This is a genomic window from Streptomyces sp. Tue6028 (genome assembly GCF_002300165.1).
Classification (GTDB): domain Bacteria; phylum Actinomycetota; class Actinomycetes; order Streptomycetales; family Streptomycetaceae; genus Streptomyces; species Streptomyces siamensis.
Window position 1 is genome coordinate 197,229 of record NZ_MLCE01000023.1, and the last position, 21,884, is coordinate 219,112.

At 73.3% G+C, this 21,884-nt stretch carries 18 protein-coding genes; 12 read left to right on the forward strand and 6 right to left on the reverse strand.

Going from position 1 to position 21,884, the window contains the following annotated elements; all coding sequences use genetic code 11:
• Window positions 1-10: 10 nt before the first annotated feature.
• The 5 genes from BKI49_RS22840 (at window position 11) to sucD (ending at window position 6,817) form a co-directional block, all read left to right on the forward strand.
• Window positions 11-1,138, forward strand: coding sequence for a VWA domain-containing protein (locus tag BKI49_RS22840; protein ID WP_095936307.1), 1,128 nt, complete (start codon window positions 11-13; stop codon window positions 1,136-1,138).
• A 218-nt stretch (window positions 1,139-1,356) separates the two neighbouring features.
• Entirely contained in the window at window positions 1,357-2,424 is a 1,068-nt protein-coding gene (locus BKI49_RS34825) for a hypothetical protein (RefSeq protein WP_179332530.1), read from the forward strand.
• Window positions 2,425-2,616: 192 nt separating this feature from the next.
• The gene (locus tag BKI49_RS35100) at window positions 2,617-4,278 is read left to right on the forward strand and encodes a hypothetical protein (protein ID WP_095936132.1); all 1,662 of its coding nucleotides are present in this window, start codon (window positions 2,617-2,619) and stop codon (window positions 4,276-4,278) included.
• Between the two features lie 453 nt (window positions 4,279-4,731).
• Window positions 4,732-5,910 carry an ADP-forming succinate--CoA ligase subunit beta gene (sucC, locus tag BKI49_RS22860; protein WP_095936133.1) on the forward strand — a complete coding sequence of 393 codons (1,179 nt, stop codon included), beginning with the start codon at window positions 4,732-4,734 and terminating at the stop codon, window positions 5,908-5,910.
• 22 nt (window positions 5,911-5,932) lie between these two features.
• Window positions 5,933-6,817, forward strand: a complete 885-nt coding sequence (sucD, locus tag BKI49_RS22865; protein ID WP_095936134.1) for a succinate--CoA ligase subunit alpha — start codon at window positions 5,933-5,935, stop codon at window positions 6,815-6,817.
• A gap of 111 nt (window positions 6,818-6,928) precedes the next feature.
• Here the strand turns inward: sucD and BKI49_RS22870 are convergent, their stop codons facing one another.
• Complete coding sequence (locus BKI49_RS22870) at window positions 6,929-8,068, reverse strand: helix-turn-helix domain-containing protein (RefSeq protein WP_095936135.1); 1,140 nt, start codon at window positions 8,066-8,068, stop codon at window positions 6,929-6,931.
• 96 nt (window positions 8,069-8,164) lie between these two features.
• Here BKI49_RS22870 and BKI49_RS22875 point away from each other — a divergent pair, with 96 nt between their 5' ends.
• Window positions 8,165-10,249: a cell division protein PerM gene (locus tag BKI49_RS22875; protein WP_306453570.1), complete on the forward strand. Its 2,085-nt coding sequence runs from the start codon at window positions 8,165-8,167 to the stop codon at window positions 10,247-10,249.
• Between the two features lie 340 nt (window positions 10,250-10,589).
• Here the strand turns inward: BKI49_RS22875 and BKI49_RS22880 are convergent, their stop codons facing one another.
• The gene (locus BKI49_RS22880; RefSeq protein ID WP_095936136.1) at window positions 10,590-11,435 is read right to left on the reverse strand and encodes a hypothetical protein; all 846 of its coding nucleotides are present in this window, start codon (window positions 11,433-11,435) and stop codon (window positions 10,590-10,592) included.
• A 364-nt stretch (window positions 11,436-11,799) separates the two neighbouring features.
• Here BKI49_RS22880 and purN point away from each other — a divergent pair, with 364 nt between their 5' ends.
• Both purN and purH read left to right on the forward strand, forming a co-directional pair.
• The gene (purN, locus tag BKI49_RS22885; RefSeq protein ID WP_095936308.1) at window positions 11,800-12,468 is read left to right on the forward strand and encodes a phosphoribosylglycinamide formyltransferase; all 669 of its coding nucleotides are present in this window, start codon (window positions 11,800-11,802) and stop codon (window positions 12,466-12,468) included.
• Window positions 12,465-14,054, forward strand: coding sequence for a bifunctional phosphoribosylaminoimidazolecarboxamide formyltransferase/IMP cyclohydrolase (purH, locus tag BKI49_RS22890; protein ID WP_095936137.1), 1,590 nt, complete (start codon window positions 12,465-12,467; stop codon window positions 14,052-14,054). The genes purN and purH overlap by 4 nt, the downstream gene beginning before the upstream one ends.
• A gap of 122 nt (window positions 14,055-14,176) precedes the next feature.
• Here the strand turns inward: purH and BKI49_RS22895 are convergent, their stop codons facing one another.
• From BKI49_RS22895 to BKI49_RS22905, 3 genes are all read right to left on the reverse strand, one after another.
• Window positions 14,177-15,829 carry a serine/threonine protein kinase gene (locus BKI49_RS22895; protein WP_095936138.1) on the reverse strand — a complete coding sequence of 551 codons (1,653 nt, stop codon included), beginning with the start codon at window positions 15,827-15,829 and terminating at the stop codon, window positions 14,177-14,179.
• Window positions 15,826-16,572 (reverse strand): FHA domain-containing protein, encoded by a 747-nt coding sequence (locus BKI49_RS22900; protein WP_095936139.1) that lies wholly within the window; start codon window positions 16,570-16,572, stop codon window positions 15,826-15,828. The genes BKI49_RS22895 and BKI49_RS22900 overlap by 4 nt, the downstream gene beginning before the upstream one ends.
• A gap of 150 nt (window positions 16,573-16,722) precedes the next feature.
• A complete protein-coding gene (locus BKI49_RS22905; RefSeq protein ID WP_095936140.1) occupies window positions 16,723-17,361 on the reverse strand; it encodes a hypothetical protein in 639 nt (212 codons plus the stop codon).
• Window positions 17,362-17,629: 268 nt separating this feature from the next.
• Between BKI49_RS22905 and BKI49_RS22910 the strand changes: the two genes are divergently transcribed.
• Together BKI49_RS22910 and BKI49_RS22915 are read left to right on the forward strand one after the other, a co-directional pair.
• Window positions 17,630-18,484, forward strand: a complete 855-nt coding sequence (locus BKI49_RS22910) for a bifunctional methylenetetrahydrofolate dehydrogenase/methenyltetrahydrofolate cyclohydrolase (RefSeq protein WP_095936141.1) — start codon at window positions 17,630-17,632, stop codon at window positions 18,482-18,484.
• Window positions 18,474-18,995: a DUF3017 domain-containing protein gene (locus BKI49_RS22915; protein WP_095936142.1), complete on the forward strand. Its 522-nt coding sequence runs from the start codon at window positions 18,474-18,476 to the stop codon at window positions 18,993-18,995. Before BKI49_RS22910 ends, BKI49_RS22915 begins: the two co-directional genes overlap by 11 nt.
• 74 nt (window positions 18,996-19,069) lie before the next feature.
• On the opposite strand, the gene BKI49_RS22920 is transcribed toward BKI49_RS22915, so the two are convergent.
• Window positions 19,070-19,510 carry a hypothetical protein gene (locus BKI49_RS22920; protein WP_095936143.1) on the reverse strand — a complete coding sequence of 147 codons (441 nt, stop codon included), beginning with the start codon at window positions 19,508-19,510 and terminating at the stop codon, window positions 19,070-19,072.
• Between the two features lie 245 nt (window positions 19,511-19,755).
• Between BKI49_RS22920 and BKI49_RS22925 the strand changes: the two genes are divergently transcribed.
• Window positions 19,756-20,928: a sensor histidine kinase gene (locus BKI49_RS22925; protein ID WP_095936144.1), complete on the forward strand. Its 1,173-nt coding sequence runs from the start codon at window positions 19,756-19,758 to the stop codon at window positions 20,926-20,928.
• Entirely contained in the window at window positions 20,925-21,593 is a 669-nt protein-coding gene (locus BKI49_RS22930; RefSeq protein ID WP_095936145.1) for a response regulator transcription factor, read from the forward strand. The genes BKI49_RS22925 and BKI49_RS22930 overlap by 4 nt, the downstream gene beginning before the upstream one ends.
• The last annotated feature ends 291 nt before the right edge of the window (window positions 21,594-21,884 follow it).

Below are 21,884 nucleotides of genomic sequence, written 5' to 3' on the forward strand. Positions count from 1 at the left end.
CGGTGAGCGGATGCGTCGCTGGCGGCTCGTGCTCGGGGGCGACGAGGCGGACGGCACCGGATGCGCGCTCGCCGGGCAGGACGCGGCGATGGACGGAGCGCTCGCCGCGCTGTACGGGAGGGGGAACCAGGCGCGGTCGGGGCGGTCGCGTTCGGCGGGGCTCGGGGCGTCCGCGCCGTCGGTGGCGCGCTGGCTCGGCGACATCCGGACGTACTTCCCGTCCTCCGTCGTGCAGGTCATGCAGCGCGACGCCATCGACCGGCTCGGGCTCTCCACGCTGCTGCTGGAGCCCGAGATGCTGGAGGCCGTTGAGGCCGACGTTCACCTGGTGGGCACCCTCCTCTCCCTGAACAAGGCCATGCCGGAGACGACCAAGGAGACGGCACGGGCCGTCGTGCGCAAGGTGGTCGAGGACCTGGAGAAGCGGCTCGCCACCCGTACGCGGGCGACCCTCACCGGAGCTCTCGACCGCAGCGCCCGGATCAGCAGGCCGCGTCACCACGACATCGACTGGAACCGCACGATCGCGGCCAACCTCAAGCACTATCTGCCCGAGTACCGGACGATCGTGCCCGAGCGGCTCATCGGGTACGGCCGCGCCTCGCAGTCCGTGAAGAAGGAGGTCATCCTCTGCATCGACCAGTCGGGCTCGATGGCGGCCTCCGTCGTGTACGCCTCCGTGTTCGGGGCCGTCCTCGCGTCGATGAGGTCCATCGCCACCCGCCTCGTCGTCTTCGACACCGCCGTCGTCGACCTCACCGACCAGCTCGACGACCCGGTGGACGTCCTCTTCGGGACCCAGCTCGGTGGCGGTACGGACATCAACAGGGCCCTCGCGTACTGCCAGTCCCAGATCACCAGGCCCGCCGACACGGTGGTCGTCCTCATCAGCGACCTCTACGAGGGCGGCATACGCAACGAGATGCTGAAGCGGGTCGCGGCGATGAAGGCGTCGGGGGTGCAGTTCGTGACGCTGCTCGCGCTGTCCGACGAAGGGGCGCCCGCGTACGACCGTGAGCACGCGGCGGCGCTCGCGGCGCTCGACGCACCGGCGTTCGCCTGCACGCCCGACCTGTTCCCCGAGGTCATGGCGGCCGCGATCGAGAAGCGACCACTGCCGATACCGGACACCAGGTGAGCGGAACAGAAAATCCGGACATGAGTACCCATCGGTAACAGGGGACTTGCGCAACCTCGGGAGTCCCGTGCAAGGATCGACGCGGCTCAGTGCCACCTTCTTGCCCTTCGCACGGGAGGACCCTCCCCCTCTTGCCCCTGTCAGCCGTGCTGTCCGGTGCCGCTTCGCGCGTGACGCGTGAGGCGGCTGGGCGGCGTGCGCTGCAATTGGCGCTGCTGATGGGTGGATTGTTCGCCATCGCCCTCCTCTGTGGAGAGCGGGCGCAGGCCGCCGACGGGACAGTGCCCGGGCCGGCGGCGGGGGTCGTCCGGTCGACGGCGGACGCGGTGCACCACGTGCTGGCGCCCCGCACCCCGGGGACCGGACCGGAAACGGGCCGCGACTCCGAGGGAGCCTCCGAGCCGACGGCCACCGTCCCGGACGACGGCCGAGCCGAGTCCACGGCCAAGTCCACGGCCCAGTCCGAGTCCACGGCCGAGGCCAAGTCCACGGCCGAGACGGCGCCCGCGCCCGCCACGGCAGTGCCCGCGCCCACGACACGTACGACGGACGGAACACGGGCCGCGCAGGCGGCACCTGGGGCACCCGCGTCGCACGACACCCGGGCGGGTCGTTCCGCCCCCACCGTCGACGGCGCCCTCGCCCCCGTCGCGGGTGTGGTCACGCACGTGACCGACACCGTCACCGACACCGTCCGGCACGTCGTCCAGCCGGTCGACGATCTCGTGCGGCCCGCCACCGGTGCGGTCGTACGGCCGGTCGGCGACCTGGTGGAGACGGTCACCGGTGGACTGCCCGAGACCCCGCCCGACGCACTCCCGGCCGCACCGGGGCTTCCCGGTCTGCCGGACCTGCCCGCGCTCCCGCCCACGGGTGCGCAGCCCCTGCCGGCCGGCTCCGTGTCGCCCGCTCACGGCGGGGCGGCGCAGAACAACCGGCCCGCCGCGGCCGGGCAGCACGCGACGCGACGCCAGCACGCGCCGTCCACCGCCCCGGTGTTCGGCCCCGGCGCGCGCGGCGCGGACGCCTGGGCGGGTGCGGCGCACCGCGCCCACGACGGCGTACCGACGGTGCAGTCACCCGTGCGTCAGGCGCCGGCGGACGACACGACCGGCACGCTGATCGACCGTTCCGCGGTCGACAACGGCGCGCCGCGGCACGGCGATCCGCACGCCATCACCCCCGTCCACCGGTCACCGCTGCGGCTCGTGCCCGGCGCCTCCGCGGTCGTGACCGCGGCCGAGACCCGGGACAGGTACCGGGACATTCCCGTTTTCCCCGGCTAGGCAGCCCTCTCCTCCCCTCCCCGCCGAGCGACCTGCCACGCGGGGCGGAACAGGTCTGCCCGCCGTCCGGGCACCCCTCCGAATCCCGGACGGAAGCCCAAGGAACTCACCTGAATCCACCGGATCCCACCGGTGTTCAGCGACTCCCCGGAATCTCCCGAACTCTCGGAATCCCGAAGGATCTGACGCAGCATGAACAAGAACATCCGCCGTTCCATCGTCATAGCCGCCGGCGTCACCGGCGCGTGGGCGCTCGGCTCCGCCGCCGCGAGCGCGGACGAACTGCCGACGTCGTCCGTGTCCGCTCCCGACGCGAGCGCCGGCGTGACCGACGCCGTCGGCGCGGTGACCGACACCGTCGACGCCGCCGTCGGGAACGTGACGAACGACGTGCACGACACGGTGTCCGCCGTCACCGGCGGCACCGCCGTCGACGACGTGACCTCCTCGGTCCCGGGCGCCGTCGCCCAGGCGCGGGCGACGGCAGGCAGCCACGTCGCACAGGCCGGAAGCACCGCCACCACGGCGGCCACGACGGCGACCACGAAGGCACAGCACACGGCGAGGACCGCTCAGGGCGCGGCGACGACCGCCGACCACGCCCGCCGCTACGTCGAGGCCGAGGTCCCCGCCGCCACCCACCTCTCCCACGCCGGGACCGCCACCGCGCGGCACACGGCGGACACGGCGCGGCAGAACGTCGCCGACGCCGGCACCCCGCAGGGCGAGATCGACTACCTCTTCGGCCCGCTCTCGGCGTTCGCGCCGGAGGTGGAGGAGGCGCTCGCCGGGGCGCAGAGCAAGCTCGCCGCCGTCCAGCGCACCGCCGCCGGCCTGCCCTCGGCCGCCCGGACCGGAGTCCGGCAGACCGTCGCCACGGCGCAGCGGACGGCCGGGAACACGGCCGCCGGTGCCACGGGCACGGCGGCGCGGACGGCGACCGGCGCTCCCGCACAGGTCGGCGGCGCCGTCGGCACCGCCACCGGCATCGCGATCCCGGTGGTGGACGAGACGGCCGCGTCGGCGCTGCCGCCCGTCGCCGCGAGCACTGTCCAGGGCGTCACTCCGGTGGCGGAGCACGCTGTCGGCCATGTCGCGCCGCTGGCGTACGGGGCCGTGGGGGGCGCGACCACGCTGGCCCACGGCGCGGTGGACGGCGTGACGGCGGTGGCGTACGGCGCCACGGCCGACGCGACGGGGCTCGCGCATGGTGTCGCGGGTGACGCGGGCGGCCTCGCGTACGGCGTCGTGGGTGACGCGCAGCCGGTCGTCCACGGAGCCGTCGGCCAGGTCGTCGGCGACACGGCCGGCTCGGTGCTGCCGCCCGTGGCTCAGGCCGCGGTGCACGGCGCCGTCCCGGTCGCCGGCCAGGCCGGCGCGGACGCGGGCACGCTCGCGCACGGTGTGGTCGGTGACGTCCAGCCGTTCGCGGGCGGTGTCGTGGGGGCCGCGGGCGGGTTCGCGTACGGCGTCACGGGCCAGGTGGCCCCGTTCGCGCAGGGCGTCGTCACCGGCGACGTGCCGGCCTTCGCCACGGGAGTGGCCGACGCGGCGCAGCCCGTCGTGGACTTCGTGCAGCCTGTGGCGGACGGGATCGCGGGCAGCGCCACCGGTCTGGCGTACGGCGTCACGGGCGACGTGCGGCCGTTCGCGGACGGCGTGGTCGGCCAGGTCGACCCGTTCGCGGCCGGTGTCGTCGCACAGGCCGGTCCCTTCGCGCAGGACCTGACCGGTACCGCCGCGGCGACCGGCGGCCCGCTGGCCGGCCACGCCGTCGACGGCGTCCGGGGCGTGGCCGAGTCCGTCGCCCCGAGCTACCTGCCCGGCGCTTCGTACGGCACGTACGGGGCCTGAGGCACCCCCGCCGTACGACCCGCCCGCGGCGAGGGCGGTCGTACGGCACCCGATCGACTCCTCGGGGCCGACGGACCCGGACGGCCGAAACCCGTCGGATCGTCCGACCGGAACCCCGCGGATGGGCAGAGCGGTCCCCATTGGGGTGGGGACCGCCCTGTCTGAGCCCTTCGGGGCTGTTCAAGGGGCCTCACCGGGTCAACCCCAACCCGGTGAGGCCCTGCTCATGCGGCACGCGGTGCCAGTGAGTGAGGCATCATGTGACAGGTATCACCGCTCAGGTGTGACCCGCGATTTAGGGACCCGCCGCCAGCGGCGATAACCTGCGAGACGGACATGCCGCGCGCTCGGACACCGTGTGCGCCACCCTTGTGACAGCGGACGTCACGTTGCCCTTCGCGGCACGCCCACGCATCCAACGAACCGCGAGATCACTGATAGGGACGGAAGCGCGTGGACCTGTTCGAGTACCAGGCGAGGGACCTCTTCGCCAAGCACGATGTACCGGTGCTGGCCGGTGAAGTCATCGACACGCCTGAGGCGGCCCGCGCAGCCACTGAGCGTCTCGGTGGCAAGTCCGTCGTCAAGGCCCAGGTGAAGGTCGGCGGACGTGGCAAGGCCGGTGGCGTGAAGCTCGCCGCCACCCCGGACGAGGCCGTCGCGCGTGCGACGGACATCCTCGGCATGGACATCAAGGGCCACACGGTCCACAAGGTGATGATCGCCGAGACCGCTCCGGAGATCCTGGAGGAGTACTACGTCTCCTTCCTCCTGGACCGCACCAACCGCACCTTCCTCTCCATCGCGTCCGTCGAGGGCGGCATGGAGATCGAGGAGGTGGCGGCCACCCGCCCCGACGCCGTCGCCAAGACGCCGATCGACGCCAACGAGGGTGTCTCCCCGGAGAAGGCCCGCGAGATCGTCGCGGCCGCGAAGTTCCCGGCCGACGTCGCCGACAAGGTCGCCGACGTGCTGGTGACGCTGTGGAAGACCTTCGTCGCCGAGGACGCGCTCCTCGTCGAGGTCAACCCGCTGGCGAAGGTCGCCTCCGGCGACGTCATCGCCCTGGACGGCAAGGTCTCCCTGGACGAGAACGCCGAGTTCCGTCAGCCGGAGCACGAGGCGCTGGTCGACCACGCGTCGGCCAACCCGCTCGAGGCCGCCGCCAAGGAGAAGAACCTCAACTACGTCAAGCTCGACGGCGAGGTCGGCATCATCGGCAACGGCGCGGGTCTCGTCATGAGCACCCTGGACGTCGTCGCGTACGCCGGTGAGAACCACGGTGGCGTCAAGCCCGCCAACTTCCTCGACATCGGCGGTGGCGCCTCCGCCGCGGTCATGGCGAACGGCCTGGAGATCATCCTCGGCGACCCGGACGTCAAGTCCGTCTTCGTCAACGTCTTCGGTGGCATCACCGCCTGCGACGAGGTCGCCAACGGCATCGTCCAGGCGCTCCAGCTGCTCAAGGACAAGGGCGAGGAAGTCACCAAGCCGCTGGTCGTGCGTCTCGACGGCAACAACGCCGAGCTGGGTCGCAAGATCCTGTCGGACGCCAACCACCCGCTCGTGCAGCGCGTGGACACCATGGACGGCGCGGCCGACAAGGCCGCCGAGCTGGCCGCGGCCAAGTAAGGGACGAGGGAACACCACAGCCATGGCTATCTTCCTCAACAAGGACAGCAAGGTCATCGTCCAGGGCATGACCGGTGCCACGGGCATGAAGCACACCAAGCTCATGCTGGCCGACGGCACGAACATCGTCGGTGGCGTCAACCCGCGCAAGGCGGGCACGTCCGTCGACATCGACGGCCACGAGATCCCCGTCTTCGGCTCGGTCGCCGAGGCCATGGAGAAGACCGGCGCCAACGTGTCCGTCCTCTTCGTGCCGCCGGCCTTCGCCAAGGCCGCCGTCGTCGAGGCCATCGACGCGGAGATCCCGCTCGCGGTCGTCATCACCGAGGGCATCGCCGTCCACGACTCCGCCGCCTTCTGGGCGTACGCGAAGTCGAAGGGCAACAAGACCCGCATCATCGGCCCGAACTGCCCCGGTCTCATCACCCCGGGCCAGTCCAACGCCGGCATCATCCCGGGCGACATCACGAAGCCGGGCCGCATCGGTCTGGTCTCGAAGTCCGGCACGCTGACGTACCAGATGATGTACGAGCTCCGTGACATCGGCTTCTCGTCGGCCGTCGGCATCGGTGGCGACCCGATCATCGGCACCACGCACATCGACGCGCTCGCCGCGTTCGAGGCCGACCCCGACACCGACCTGATCGTCATGATCGGTGAGATCGGCGGCGACGCCGAGGAGCGTGCGGCCGACTTCATCAAGGCCAACGTGAGCAAGCCGGTCGTCGGCTACGTCGCCGGCTTCACCGCGCCCGAGGGCAAGACCATGGGCCACGCCGGCGCCATTGTCTCCGGCTCCTCCGGCACGGCCGCCGCGAAGAAGGAGGCCCTCGAGGCCGCCGGCGTCAAGGTCGGCAAGACGCCGACCGAGACGGCGAAGCTCGCGCGCGAGATCCTCGCGGGCTGAGCCCAGCAGCACCACGCGGGTGGGCCCGCACCCCTTGAGGGGGTGCGGGCCCACCCGCGTGTCCGGACGCCCTGAAGACTCCGAACGCACCGGGACGTCTCGTACGGGGTGTCAGCGGTCGTCCGGCACGAGCCGTCCCGGACCGTTCACCGTCTCCGACTTCAGCTTGGCGCGCAGCCGCAGCTCCTCGTCCGACAGCGGGCCCGGAGCGGAGCGGGGCGGCAGGCCGTTGACGGTCTCACCGGGCGCGAGCGGGGCCTCGTAGTGGTCCGGGGCCGTCCGCAGCGTCAGCGTCGTCGCACCGATGAGCAGCACCGTGAACGCGATGGCGGCCCGGGTCCAGCGCTCGGCGCGGCGCTCGCCGCCCCAGCGGACCGTACGCGGCTTGGCGGCGCGCAGCCGCTCCGTGCTCGCCAGCTCGGCGAGCCGCCGGTGCAGCACGTCCGGCACCGCCAGGTCGGGCAGCCGCGTCGCGAGCGTCTCACGCGCGTGCAGCAGCCGGTTGGCCGCGGCGGGCGTGCTCGCCTCCGTCTCGGCCGCCGTCTCCGGCAGGTCGAGCCCTACGCCGTCGTAGAGCAGCAGTGTGCGCCGGTGCACGGGCGGCAGCGTCAGCAGGGCGTCCAGGAGCGCGCGGTCGGCCGCGTCGGCGGGCGGCGGCTCCGGCTGCCGGTGGCGGGGGCGCAGCCGGTGCCAGGGGGAGAGGGCGTACTCGTGCGCCGTCGCCCGCACCCACCCGGCGGGGTCCCGGTCCATGGCCACCTCGGGCCAGTTGTGCCAGGCCTGCTGGAAGGCGCGCTCCACGGACTCGCGGGCCAGTTCACGCCGCCCGGTGAGCAGATACGTCTGCCGTACGAGGGCGGGGGCGCAGAACGCGTAGAGCGCGTCGAAGGCCTGAGCGGGCGTCAGCCCGTCCGCGGGGAGCGGGTCCGGGGCTGTCCCGGGCAGGGGTGCCTGCCCCGGGGGGCCCGCGGCGTAGCCGCCCGGACCGGTGGCGGCGCCCACCAGGGCGGGCAAGGACTGCTCCTGACGGGTGGTCACCCCGGCCTCGGAGGAGGCCGGTTCGGTGAGCAGTTTCGCGTACGCCTCCCGTTTGCGGCCGCGTGGCGTCGTACGGCCGGACTCCCACGAGCGCACCGTCTCGCGAGTGACGCCCACTTTCGTGGCGACCTCGGCCTGGGTCAGCGACTTGGCCTCGCGCAGGCGGCGGCGCTCCTTGGGGCCGGGCAGGGGGGTCTGAGGACTCCGCGTCACGAGGCGCCCTTTCGTACGAAAAAGTACATAGATGCATATTGAGCGACACATCCGGGGTTCGCCTGTTACGACGGGAAAGCGCGTGTCGTTGGGAGCATGGCGGGCGTGACCCACACGACCGACCGCAGGCCGCCGCTGCCGATTCTGCTCGTCCGGCTGCTCGACCGATCACCCGGACTGGGCTCCGGCCTCCTCGACGGCGCCGTCGCGGCGGGCCTCGGACTCGGCTCCTCCGCCGTCCTCGTCATGGCCCTGTGGATCAGCTCTCCGTATCCGGACAGCGGTCCGGGCGGAGCCCTGCACGTCGCGGCGTCCCTGTGGCTCCTCGCCCACGGCGTCGAGCTGATCCGCACCGACACCCTCTCCGGCCTGCCCATGCCGGTCGGAGTGACACCGCTGCTCCTTCTGGCACTGCCCCTGTGGCTGGTGCACCGGGCCGGCAGGGACGCGGCCGAGGAGGTGCGGGCGGCTCCCGCCACGGCCTGGGCCGGGGTCGTCGCCGGTTACCTGTCCGTCGGTACGGCCGCCGCCCTGTACGCCTCGGGCGGCGCGCTGCGGCCCTCCTGGGGATGGGCCGCGGTGTGCCTGCCGCTGCTCGCCGCGGGGGCTGCGGGGGCGGGGGTCTGGACGGCGTACGGGCGCCCCCGGGGCCCGCTGCCGCCCTGGACCTCGCGGGTCCCGCGACGCCTGCCCGCCCGTCCGGCCGCAGCCGTACGCCGTCTCGTCGCCGTCGGTGAACGGCTCCTCGGCGGCGAGGACCGGCTCCTCGCCGGTGCGCTGCGGGCCGCCGGGGCCGGGACGGCGGTGCTCGTCGGGGGCGGGGCCCTGCTCGTGGCGGTGTCGCTGGTGTGGCACGGGGCAGTGGCCCGGGACTCGTTCCTCCAGCTCACGGACGTGTGGTCGGGCCGTCTCGCCGTCCTGCTGCTCTGTCTCGCGCTGGTCCCGAACGCGGCGGTCTGGGGAGCGGCCTACGGGCTCGGCCCCGGGGTCGTCCTGGGCACCGGGCATGTCGCCGGGCCGCTGTCCGTGGCCGCGGCGGGGCCCCGCGCCTCGACCGACCTGCTGCCCGCCTTTCCGCTGCTGGCGGCCGTGCCGGGCGAGAAGGGGCCGTTCGGCTGGGCGACCGGGGTGCTGCCCGTCGCCGCCGGGGCGACGGTCGCGTGGTTCGTGGTCGCTGTCGCGGTACCGCAGGACGGAACGGCGCAGGAGGCATGGTCCCGGAAGCGGACGGCGGGTGCCGCGCTGCTGGCCGCCGGACTGTGCGGCGGCGCGTTCGGCCTGCTCGCCGCGCTGGCCGGAGGGCCGCTCGGGGTGGCCGCGCTGAACGACTTCGGGCCCGTGTGGTGGCAGGTCGGGCCCGCGGCGGCGCTGTGGGCGGCGGCCGTGGGCGTGCCCGTGGCGGTGGGGCTGCGGGGGCGGCGGGTGCGGCGTGGGCCGCGGGTGGCCGCCGCCGGCGGCTCCTCGGCCGCCGGGGCGATCCTGCGGCGCCGTCCGGTTTTCTCTCCCTTCCGGCTGCCGTGGGGATCGCGGCCGTACGGGCCGTCGCGCCCGCGACCGCGGGACGACCTGGGCGAGCCGTCGGCCGGAGTGCCCGCCGGCGGGGCCGTGGCGGCCGGCCGCGGACCTGCCGACGACTTCGAGCCGTACGACTTCCTGCCCGTGGACACCCCTGGGTCCCTGTGGGACGAGGACCCCGCGGACGCCACGGGGCCCTTCCGGCACGAGCCCGCCGCGGACGCCGAGGGATTCCCCTGGCACGAGGAGGCGTCCCGCGAGGCCCGCTGGGCGGCCCTGCGCGAGGCCGCGAGACTCCCGGACCCGGCCGTCCGCGACACCGCGGAGCGTCCGGAGCCGTCGGAGCCGTCGGGGCCGGACGGGCCGGACGGGCCGGACGGGCCGGACGGGCGTGACGCCGTGGAGCCCCGGGGCCGTGCCCCGCGCGACGCCGACAGGCCGTCGGAGTCCCGGGACCCGGCTCCGCGGGACACCACGGACCTCACGGACCCCCGGTACCTGCTCTCACGCGACGTCCCGGGGTCCTCGGACCCCCGGGACCCGGCTTCGCACGAGGCCCGTGAGCCTCGGGACCCGGGCCCGCGTGACGCCGTGCAGCCCACGAACACGTGGGAACCGGACGTGGGGGACGTCGCGGGGCCGCCGGGACCCCGGGATCCGGCGTGAGGGCGTGGAGCCCACGAGCATGTGGGACGCGGGGCTGCGGGGCGTCGCGGGGCCGCCGGAGCCCCGGGATCCGGCGTGAGGGCTTGGAGCCCACGAACACGTGGGACGCGGACGTGCGAGACGCTGCCGGGCTGCCGGGCTGCCGGGCTGCCGGGCCGCCGGAACCCGGCGTGAGGGCGCGGAGGCCGATGGAGCCGCGGAACCCCGGGACCCGACGCGGGGCCGGGGAGCCCCGGGACCGCGCCCGGGCGGTGCGTGACCGACGGGTCGCCGCCGGATCCGGCCGGACCGGACCGTCCTCGCGACGCGCGGATGTCCCCGCGCGGCGGTGGGCCGGAGGTCAGCCGTTCGTGCCGAGGACGCCTCGGAGCTCCTTCGGCAGGAGGTCGTTGCAGGACTGCTTCGCCGCGTTCGTGAGCGCGTCGTTCGTGCAGGAGTAGTAGTCGCTGTACACGAGGTGCGCGGTGAACGTCGCGGCGACCATCACGATGGCGAGCGACGCGGTGACGATCCCGCTCACCGCGGCCGTCCTCTGCGGCCGCCCGCCGGCCTCGGGTGCGGGCGCCGGAGCGTCCGGGTCCGGGGTGCGGGGCTTGGCGCGCAGGGAGCTGCCGCCCCAGTACAGGGCGAGCGCGCCGAGCAGCAGCGCCACGTACGGCCAGCTGAAGAGGGCGAAGAAGAACGCCCACATGCCGCACAGCAGCGCGTAGCGTGCGCGGCGCTGGGCCGGGTCGGTCGGGTCCCAGCGCATACCGGTGCCGGGACCGCCGCCGGGGCCCTCGGGGCCGCCCTGCCCCTGCGGGGCACCGGGCCGGTCGCCGAAGCCGCCGCCGGACGAGGGCCCGGGCTGGCGGTCGCTCCACTGGCTGCCCCACGGCGTGTACCCGCCGCCGGGCTGCCCGGAGTTGCCGTTGTCCTCGCTGTCGCCGCCGTTCGCCGGGCGCCGGGGCTGCCACGGCCGGTCGGGCGTGCCCTCCGGCGGCGGGGCGAACGGGTTGTCGTCCGAGGGCGGGGGAGGACCGTCGGGGCCGCCGTCGCCCGAGGAGCCGTTCCCGTCGGCTCGGCCGTGGCCGCCCGAGGAGCCCTGCCCACCCGCCGGCGCCTCCCCGTCCGACCGGGGAGGGGTGGGCGAAGGGCGCCGCTCGCGCAGCAGCAGCGGAGGGAGTCGGAGACTGCGGTCCGGCATCAGGTGTGCGTCTTCCCCTTGGTGGTTCTGGCGGGCGGCGTGTCCGCACGACGTCGTGCTCGCGACGCGCGCCCCGAGCGTCCTACCCCGGACTCGCGCCCCGGATGTCTTGCAGGGCCCGCGCCCCGGTTCCGGGGCCCGCGCCGCGGGTGTTCGTGCCCGTCCCTGGTCAACGTCCCGCGCGCACGGGGCGTTCCCCGCGCGGGACGGCGTTCCGGGACGGATCCTTGCCGGACGTTCCCGGGTGGATCCTCTCCAGACGCTACCTTCCGGCCACGCCCCCGTCCCGTGGGGGCCGTCCGGTGTGCCGGTATCGTTGCTGACGGTCGGCCGCTTCGTAGACTTCCCCGTATCCCGGGGCGCGATGCATTCGTACGACCGTACAAACGCTTCCCCGAGAAAGGGCCCCGCCGTGGCCAAGGCCAAGCGCCTCGTCGTGCTGGTCTCCGGATCAGGTACGAACCTGCAGGCACTGCTCGACGCCGTCGCGGACGCGGGCACCGAGGGCTACGGCGCCGAGATCGTGGCCGTGGGCGCCGACCGGGAGGGCATCGAGGGGCTCGCGCGCGCCGAACGGGCCGGGCTGCCGACCTTCGTCTGCAAGGTCAAGGACTACGACACCCGCGAGGAGTGGGACGCGGCGCTCGCCGGGGCGACCGCCGCGTACGAGCCCGATCTCGTCGTCTCCGCCGGGTTCATGAAGATCGTGGGGAAGGAATTCCTCGCCAGGTTCGGGGGGCGGTTCGTCAACACGCATCCCGCCCTGCTGCCCAGTTTCCCGGGAGCCCACGGCGTGCGCGACGCGCTCGCCTACGGCGCGCGGGTCACCGGATGCACCGTCCACTTCGTCGACGACGGCGTCGACACCGGGCCGATCATCGCGCAGGGCGTGGTGGAGGTCCGGGACGAGGACGACGAGAGCGCTCTGCACGAGCGCATCAAGGAAGTCGAGCGAAGGCTGCTCGTCGATGTCGTGGGGCGGCTCGCCCGCAACGGCTATCGCATTGAGGGACGAAAGGTAGTTATCCAGTGACCGCCGACAGCACAGTCACGGCCGAGAACACCGAGGGCACCAAGCGGGTCATCCGGCGCGCGCTCGTCAGCGTCTACGACAAGACCGGGCTCGAGGAGCTCGCGCGCGGGCTGCACGAAGCCGGTGTCGAGCTGGTGTCCACCGGCTCCACCGCCGCGAAGATCGCCGCGGCCGGTGTCCCCGTCACCAAGGTCGAGGAGCTGACCGGCTTCCCCGAGTGCCTGGACGGCCGCGTCAAGACTCTGCACCCGAAGGTCCACGCTGGCATCCTCGCCGACCTGCGGCTGCCCGATCACCAGCGGCAGCTGGCGGAGCTGGGCGTCGAGCCGTTCGACCTCGTCGTCGTCAACCTCTACCCGTTCCGCGAGACCGTCGCCTCCGGCGCGACGCCCGACGAGTGCGTCGAGCAGATCGACATCGGCGGCCCCTCGATGGTCCGCGCCGCCGCCAAGAACCACCCGTCGGTCGCCGTGGTGACCAGCCCGGGCCGGTACGGCGACGTCCTCTCCGCCGTCAAGGGCGGCGGCTTCGACCTGCGCACCCGCAAGCGGCTCGCCGCGGAGGCCTTCCAGCACACCGCCGCGTACGACGTCGCCGTCGCCTCCTGGTTCGCGGACGACTACGCGGCCGCCGACGAGAGCGGCTTCCCCGACTTCCTGGGCGCCACTTACGAGCGCAAGAACACCCTCCGCTACGGCGAGAACCCTCACCAGGGTGCCGCGCTGTACGTCGACGGCACGGGCGGCCTCGCCGAGGCCGAGCAGCTGCACGGCAAGGAGATGTCGTACAACAACTACACGGACACGGACGCCGCGCGCCGTGCCGCGTACGACCACACCGACCCGTGCGTCGCGATCATCAAGCACGCCAACCCGTGCGGCATCGCGGTCGCGTCGAACGTCGCGGAGGCGCACCGCAAGGCGCACGCCTGCGACCCGCTGTCCGCGTTCGGCGGTGTGATCGCCGTCAACCGGCCGGTGACGAAGGAGATGGCCGAGCAGGTCGCCGAGATCTTCACCGAGGTCATCGTCGCGCCCGAGTACGAGGACGGCGCCCTCGAAGCCCTCACCAAGAAGAAGAACATCCGCGTGCTGCGCGCCCACCGCGCTCCCGCGAACCCGGTCGAGGTCAAGCAGATCGACGGCGGCGCGCTGCTCCAGGTCACCGACCGCCTCCAGGCCGACGGCGACAACCCGGCGAGCTGGACCCTCGCGACGGGCGAGGCGCTCAGCCAGGGCGAGCTCGACGAGCTGGCCTTCGCCTGGCGTGCCTGCCGCGCGGTGAAGTCCAACGCGATCCTGCTCGCCAAGGACGGCGCCTCCGTCGGTGTCGGCATGGGCCAGGTCAACCGCGTCGACTCCGCGAAGCTCGCGGTGGAGCGGGCCGGCGCCGAGCGCGCACGCGGCTCGTACGCCGCCTCCGACGCGTTCTTCCCGTTCCCCGACGGTCTGGAGATCCTGGCCGAGGCGGGCGTCAAGGCCGTGGTCCAGCCCGGCGGTTCGGTCCGTGACGAGCTGGTCGTCGAGGCCGCGAAGAAGGCGGGCATCACGATGTACTTCACGGGCACGCGCCACTTCTTCCACTGACGGACGCCCGGGCGCGGCAGCAGCGACGGCCGTGCCCGGCGGCGCCGACACCGCGGCCTCCGGCCTCCCCCTCGGGAGCCGGAGGCCGTGCCCGTCGCCGGGGTACCTCGGAAGTCCCAGGGTCACTTCTTTCCCGGCGGGGTGTACTCCTTGAGGTAGTGAGCGACGCGGTCGGCGTAGGCGCGGACCTTCGGGGGAACTCCGCCCGCGTCGTTCACTTTCTTGTACGACGTCCGGTACGAGGCGGCGATCAGCACCCGTTCGTCGCCCTTCAGCCCCACGTCCAGGCGCGGCGCGATCGCGCACAGGTAGCGGCCCACGGCCGGGACCGACTGGGCAGGGGTGAACGGGGGTTCGGGGATCCGCTCGGTCGGTCTCCCGTCGGAGCGGAGGTAGAAGCGCAGGACACGCGGGGTCCAGCGGGCGATCCCGTACTCGTCCAGGGCGGGGTCGGCGAGCCGGGCGTCGAAGTCGCTCTCGGCCTTCAGCATCGCGGCGATCAGCGCCGGAGTGACCTGCGCCTGCACACAGTCGTGCGCCGAGTCCACGATCAGCCTGCGGTAGGCGACCGGGATCCCCTTGTCGGTGCGGAGTTCGGCCGCGCCGTAGTGTGCCGCACCCGTCCCCGGGGTGCTCGCCGTGGCGCTGTTCTCCGTCCCGGGCCGCGGACGGCCGGAGCCGTCGTCCGCGAGCGCGCTGATCCCGTACCCGACGACGGCCGCCGTGACGACCCCGGCCACCGCGCCGAGCACGGCCCGGCCACCGCGCACCGTCCGTCTCCCGTCCACGCGCCGCGGCAGCGCGCGAGGGGAGCGGGGTGCGCCCGCCGCCTTCTCCACCCGCCGCAGCAGGGCCTCGCCGCCGACCCGCTCCCGGTGCGTCCGGGCCAGACAGTCCCGCACGATCTGCCGCCAGGCTTCCGGCAGCAGCGGCGACAGACGCAGTTCGTCGGTGCCGCGCGCGTAGGCGACGGCCGCGTCCCGGCGAGCCGACGGGGTGCCGCCGGGCAGCGGATAGGAGCCGGTGAGGACGAGATGCGAGAGCACGCCGAAGGCCCAGACGTCGGCCGACGGCCTGATGCGCCGGCCCCGTTCGCCGATCTCGGACCACAGCAGCTCGGGCGGGGTGTAGTCGGGCGTCGAGAAGGCGGGCGTGTACGCGTGAGTGCCCTCCAGCTCCGCGGCCATGTTGAAGTCGGCGAGCCGCGCCGAACCGTCCCGCATCAGCAGGACGTTGGCCGGCTTCAGATCACCGTGCACCCAGCCCGCCCGGTGCAGCTGGGCCAGCCCCTCGCAGATCTGGGCGAGCAGCGCGGGCCCGTCCCCGGGACGCGGTGTACGGGCGAGCAGCGCGGCGAGGGAGCCCTCCGCCTTCTCCAGGACGAGCACGGTGGCGCCGTCGAGCCCGGGGCGCTCCGGGTCGTCGACGGTCAGGGTCTCGTACAGCCGGATCAGCCGGGGCGCGGAGCGCAGCCGGCGGAGCAGTTCCACTTCACGCTCGGCCAGTTCGCGCAGATGGGTCAGCTGTCGCGGGGTGCGTGTGCCGGTCGGCAGGAACTTGAGCGCGGCCGTGCCGGGAAGACCGTGGGGGCCGTCGACTCCCGGGGGCGGCGCGCTCTCGTCCGGGTCCGCGGGACGTGCCCTCGGCGGGGGCGCGTCGGTGCGCAGGCGGGCCTCGTACACGCTCCCGAACGCTCCCGTGGCGATGGGCGCGCCGACCTCCCAGGCCCCCACCCGGTACCCCTCGGGCACCGGTACCGCGTAGGGATCGCTCACCGTGCCGTCCGGTCCCGGGACGCGGCCAGGACGACCAGGTCGTCCTCCCGGACGAGGTCGAAACGGAGCGCCAGCGAGACCAGCGACTCCTTCTTGCCGTTCAGGCGCGGCCCGGTGTCCGCCGTGTCGGGTCCGGGTTTCAGGCGCAGCTTCACGGCCAGGTAGTCGATGTTCCACTGCACGGTGGTGCGGGTGACGGACGGCCAGTGCGGGATCAGCCGGTCCACGACCTGGTCGACGGTGGGGAGCGGGGCGTGCGGTGCGCCGCGCAGCCGCGGCTCGCACAGCGCGGCGAGTACCGCGAAGTACCGCTTGGTGCGGTCGACCGAGAAGGCCGGCGCGGTCGTCGCCCCGTCCAGGCCCCCGGGGGAGCGCAGGTAGTCGTGGCGCGGGGCCCACACCTCGATGGGCAGCAGGTCGCCCGCCGCAGGCAGCACGATCCGGGAGAACTCGAACGGCACGGGGGCGTCCAGCCGCCCCGGGCCGACCTTGATGTGCTCGCCCGCGCCCTCCGGGTTCTCCACGACGTACGTCTGGTGCGCGGAGAGGTTGCTGAGGATCCAGTAGGCGCTGTGCGCGGTGATCTCGCCGGCCGCGCGGGAGACACCCTCGTGGGCGATCGTCAGGCCGTTGTCCGCCGGGGAGCGTCCGAAGGTGAGGCGCTCGCCCGGAGCGAGCCGGAGTTGGGGGGTCTCGTGCTCGCCCTCCGTGGTCGGCGGAGGTACCACGATGATGCTGTACAAGGTCCGTCTCCCGTGCACGCGCGGCTACGGGATTCAGGGTAGGCAGAAGCACCAGGGCCGTGTCGCCCCCTTGTGCGGGTGAGACACGGCCCTTGGAGCGAATGGCGTGAACTGTTCAGTGCTGCGAACTCGACGCCTGCGCCGAGGTGTTCAGTAGCGCGGGCGGGCGAACCAGGCGGTGCCGCTCGAGACGACGGGAGCGGCCGTGATGATGGCGGCGAAGACCACCCAGATCAGCGGGAGGATGACGGCCGACGCCAACCCTGAGTCCAGGCCGATGAAAAGCAGGATCAGGCCGACGATTCCGCCGAGCGCACCATAGATGACAGTCGTGATGCGGACACCCTGGCCACCCTTGCTGAACTTCACGCCGAGCGTGATGGAAAGGGCCGCGAGACCTGCGAAGACGAGAGCGAAGAGCACGATGATGCCCGCGGCGAGATCCCCGCCGGCGCCAAGCGCGTCGAACGGATCGTCGCTGGAGGAACTCAGGTCGCTCGCCGCGTCAGAGACATCGTTCACAAAGGCGGCGATATAGAAGTAGGCCAGCGCCGCGAGGGTCTGCACCGCGGAGATGATGAACAGGAAGACGCGGGCGGTGACCAGCAGGCCCGGCATCGTCTGCGGAAGCATCTGGTTCGAGCCCGGGTAGCCGGGGTACGCCGGCTGCTGCGGGTATCCGTAGCCCTGCGGGGGTACGCCGGGAGCCTGGGGGTAGCCGTAGCCGGGAGCGGCCGGAGGCTGCTGCGGCGGCTGCCCGTAGGGGTTGTTCGGGTCGCCGAAACTCATGGCGGGTGTTCCTCCGTTGCCTGGTGCGGGGACGACGCGGGGCACGGTCGGAGGAATTTTCTACAGAGCGGTCCGTCCCCCCGGTACTGCCCGCGGCACTGTGCTGCTCATGGTTCTTTAAGCCCCTCTTACTTGTCCAGCCACATTCCCTATGTGTTGTGCAAGTGCAACATCAGTGATCATGACGGGACATTGTCCCGGCGGTCGTCGGCGGGCCGCCGGGTGCCCGGATTGGAACCATGACCGGGTCATCCGCGAGGATGGAGCCATGACCGCCCAGATTCTCGATGGCAAGGCCACCGCAGCCGCGATCAAGTCCGATCTGACCGCCCGCGTGGCGGCCCTGAAGGAGAAGGGCGTCACGCCCGGCCTCGGGACGATCCTGGTCGGGGACGACCCCGGCAGCCAGAAGTACGTCGCGGGCAAGCACCGCGACTGCGCCCAGGTCGGCCTCGCCTCCATCCAGCGTGAGCTGCCCGCGACCGCCACGCAGGAGGAGATCGAGGCGGTGGTGCGGGAACTGAACGAGGACCCCGCCTGCACCGGCTACATCGTCCAGCTGCCGCTCCCCAAGGGCATCGACGAGAACCGCATCCTGGAGCTGATGGACCCGGACAAGGACGCGGACGGCCTGCACCCGATGAACCTCGGCCGTCTCGTGCTGAACGAGCCGGCCCCGCTGCCCTGCACCCCCAACGGTGTCCTGACCCTGCTGCGCCGGTACGGCGTGGAGATCAAGGGTGCGGAGGTCGTGGTCGTCGGCCGCGGCGTGACCATCGGGCGCCCCATGCCGCTGCTGCTCACCCGGCGCAGCGAGAACGCCACGGTCACCCAGTGCCACACCGGCACCCGCGACCTGTCCGCGCACCTCAAGCGGGCCGACATCATCGTCGCCGCGGCGGGCTCGGCGCACCTCGTCAGGGCCGAGGACGTGAAGCCGGGCGCGGCCGTCCTCGACGTCGGTGTCTCGCGCAGCGCCGAAGGCAAGATCGTCGGAGATGTGCACCCGGACGTCGCCGAGGTCGCCGCGTGGATCTCCCCGAACCCGGGCGGCGTCGGCCCGATGACCCGCGCCCAGCTGCTCGTGAACGTGGTGGAGGCGGCGGAGCGCAGTGTCGGCTGAGCGAGGTTCCGAGGACAGCGAGGCGCGCGGCGCGCGGAACGCCGGCGCCGACTCGGCCGTCGAGGACGCCGAGGGGACCGTGCGGGACGCCATCAGCGCGCCCGACGCCGAGGGCAGGCCACGGCGGACCACGCGGCGCTTCCCGCTGTTCACCCGGGACACCGCACGCCCCGAGGGAGGCGGCCGGGCCGCGCCCGGGGACGCCCCCGCGCCCGCCCGGCAGTGGCCGATCCTCGCCGTGCTGTCGGCCGTCGGTCTCGGACTGCTGCTGACCGCGCTCGACGTGTTCCGCTTCGGCACGATCCTGATCGGCGCCGCGCTGCTGGCCGGCGCCGTGATGCGCTGGATGCTGCCCGACGTGGGCATGCTCGCGGTCCGCTCCCGCTTCACCGACATGGTCACGTACGGCGTGCTGGGTGTCGCGATCGTGCTGCTCGCGATGATGGCGCAGCCCAGTCCGTGGCTGGTGATCCCGTTCCTGGACGACACGCTGCACTTCACGGTGCGCTGAGTCCGGGGTCCGCGTACGACAGTGGCCCGCGCCTCCCCCGGAGGGTGCGGGCCACCGTGCTTTCGGGGCGGTCGTCAGCAGTTGATGTACATCATCTGGACCTTGTGGAACGACTTGCCGCCGGGGGCGTAGAGCCTGACCGGCGAGGAGTCCCCCTTCGGGCCCGCCCAGTCGCTGTCGACGTGGCCGCCGCCGTTCAGCAGGCCGCGCACGAACGGGCACCGGCCGTCGGACTTGGTGTCGTGGACCGTCCCGGTGACCTTCGTGTTGCGGTTGCACCACTTGCCGTTGGCGTAGCCCTGGGCGCTGGAGACGGACCAGTTCTGGGTGCAGGAGTCGGCCGTCGGCGCCTTGGGCGCGGCGGTCGCCGCCGGCGCGAGGGCGAGGCCGCCGCCCAGCAGGGCCACGGTGGCCAGGCCGACGGCGAGGCGTCCGCGGGTGGTTGTGCGGGCGCCCGTGGAGGTGCTCCTGGACGTGCTTGCGGACGTTGTGGACGTGCTCGCGGAAGTGCTCATGGGTTCCGATTCCCCTTCTCGGATACGGGGCCGGTGGTCGGGCCGGTCCCGTGTTGTGTGGTGCGGGGCCGGTGGTCGGGCCCCTGTCGTGGTCACCGAACGTACGGGCCTTCCCGTGCCCTCCGCGTCCCGCGACGGTTGGAACTCCCGCACCACCACCCGCGGTAGGCCCGCGGTTCCTGCAACTTCCGCGGTACCGCGAAAGGTTGACGCCGGGGCCGGGGAAGCGGCGCTACGCTGCGCCGATGCGCTTCCGGCCGCCCCGCCCGTTCGCCGTCGACACGCTGATCGCGCTCGCCATGGTCTGCGTGGCCGTGCTGCTCGGACAGGAGTCGGCGAAGCAGGGCTGGCCGGCGCTCGACAGGCCGGCCTACGCGCTGGTCGTCCTCGCGCATCTGCCCGTCGCCTTCCGCGGCCGGGCACCCCTCGTCGTCTTCGGCACGGTCGAGGCGGTGACCTTCGGCTACGTCACCTTGGGCTACTGGCCCGTCGTGTGCACCTTCGGCCCGATGCTCGCCCTCTACACCGTGGCGTCGGTGCGGCAGGCCCGTACCACCGCCCTCTGCGCCGGGCTGCTCGTCACCATGTGGGTCTACGCCGGACTGGTCAGCGACAGCGACGCCATGGCCTCCGTCGTCGCACAGGCCCTGCTGTTCTCCGCCGTGCTGTGGCGTTTCGGCTTCCTGGCCCGGCGCTCCGCCGAACTCACCCGTCGGCTGCGCGTTGAGCAGGCCGAGCGGGCGCGCCGCGAAGTCGCCGCGGAACGCGGCCGCATGGCCCGCGAACTGCACGACGTCGTCGCCCACCACATGTCGGTGATATCGGTGCAGGCCGGCCTCGCCCGGTTCGTCTTCGACTCCGACCCGGCCACCGCCCGCACCGCGCTCGGCACCATCGCGGACACCAGCGGTGAGGCCCTCGACGAACTGCGCCGCATGCTCCAGGTGTTGCGCGAGGAGGACCTCAAGGAACGCGACGGGAGCCCGGCCGCGCCCATGCCCGGACTGGCACGTCTCGGTGACCTCGTCGAGCGGGTGCGCGCCGGGGGCGTACCCGTCGAGCTGCACGTCCGGGGCGCCCCGCGCCCGCTCGCCCCCGGCGTCGAACTCTGCGCCTACCGCGTCGTCCAGGAGGCCCTCACCAACATCCTGAAGCACGCCCGGCATGCCACCGCGTCCGTCGAACTCCACTACCAGGAGCACCAGATGACCGTCGCCGTCACGAACGACGGAGAGGAGGTGATTCCGGACAGAGTGGCCCGAGCCGGCGGGCACGGCTTGATTGGCATGCGGGAGCGGGCCAAGCTCTACGGCGGGACGATCAGCATCGGCCCGCAGAGCGAGGGTGGTTTCGCCGTGCGGCTGACCCTGCCCGCCTCCGCGCGGACCGAACGGCGGGGGGACGAGACCACGGCATGACCACAGTGCTCGTCGTCGACGACCAGTACCTCATCCGGGCCGGGCTCGTGGGGCTGCTGAACGCGGCGCCCGGCGTCGAGGTCGTCGGGGAGGCCGAAGACGGCGACGACGCGGTCCGGCTCGCCGCCGAGACGCGGCCCGACGTGGTCCTGATGGACATCCGGATGCCCGGCACGAACGGCATCCGCGCCACCGAACGCATCCTGGCCGAGGCGGCCGAGCCCGCCCCGCGCATCCTCGTCCTCACCACCTTCGACCTCGACGAGTACGTGTACGGGGCGCTGCGGGCCGGCGCCTCGGGGTTCCTGCTCAAGGACTCCGGGCCCGAGCGGCTGCTCGCCGCGGTGGCCGCCGTCGGCGGGGGTGACACGCTCTTCGCGCCCAGCGTCACCCGGCGCCTGGTCGAGGCGTTCGCCCGGCAGGCGGGGGCCGCCCCGGATGCCGCGCCGCCGCCGGACCTGGCCGCGCTGACCTCGCGCGAGGTGGAGGTCCTGAAGCTCATCGCGGGCGGTCTGTCCAACCTGGAGATCGCCGACCGCCTCTACATCAGCGAGGCGACCGTCAAGACCCATCTCAACCGCACGATGACCAAACTCGACCTGGACAGCAGGGCGCAGGCGGTCGTCGTCGCCTATGAGACCGGGCTGGTCACGCCTCGGGGCTGAGCTGGTCGCGCCTCGGGGCCGAGTGCGGCGGGGTGGTGCCGTTCCGGGTGGAGTCGGGGCGGGGCACGCGGGTACGGCACCGCCCGGGGCCGTGGTGGCGGCGCGTGGGTACCGCAGCGCCTGGGGCGGGGTGGGTACGAGAGCGGCCCGTCCTCTCCCCCGAGTAAGGACGGGCCGCGGCCGGGCGGGTGTTCCGCCCTGGGTCAACCCTTGTGCACCGCCGACAGGCTCTTCAACACCTGGCAGTTCGCTGTGGCACGGAAGTGACCATTCCGGTACGGAGTCCGCGTT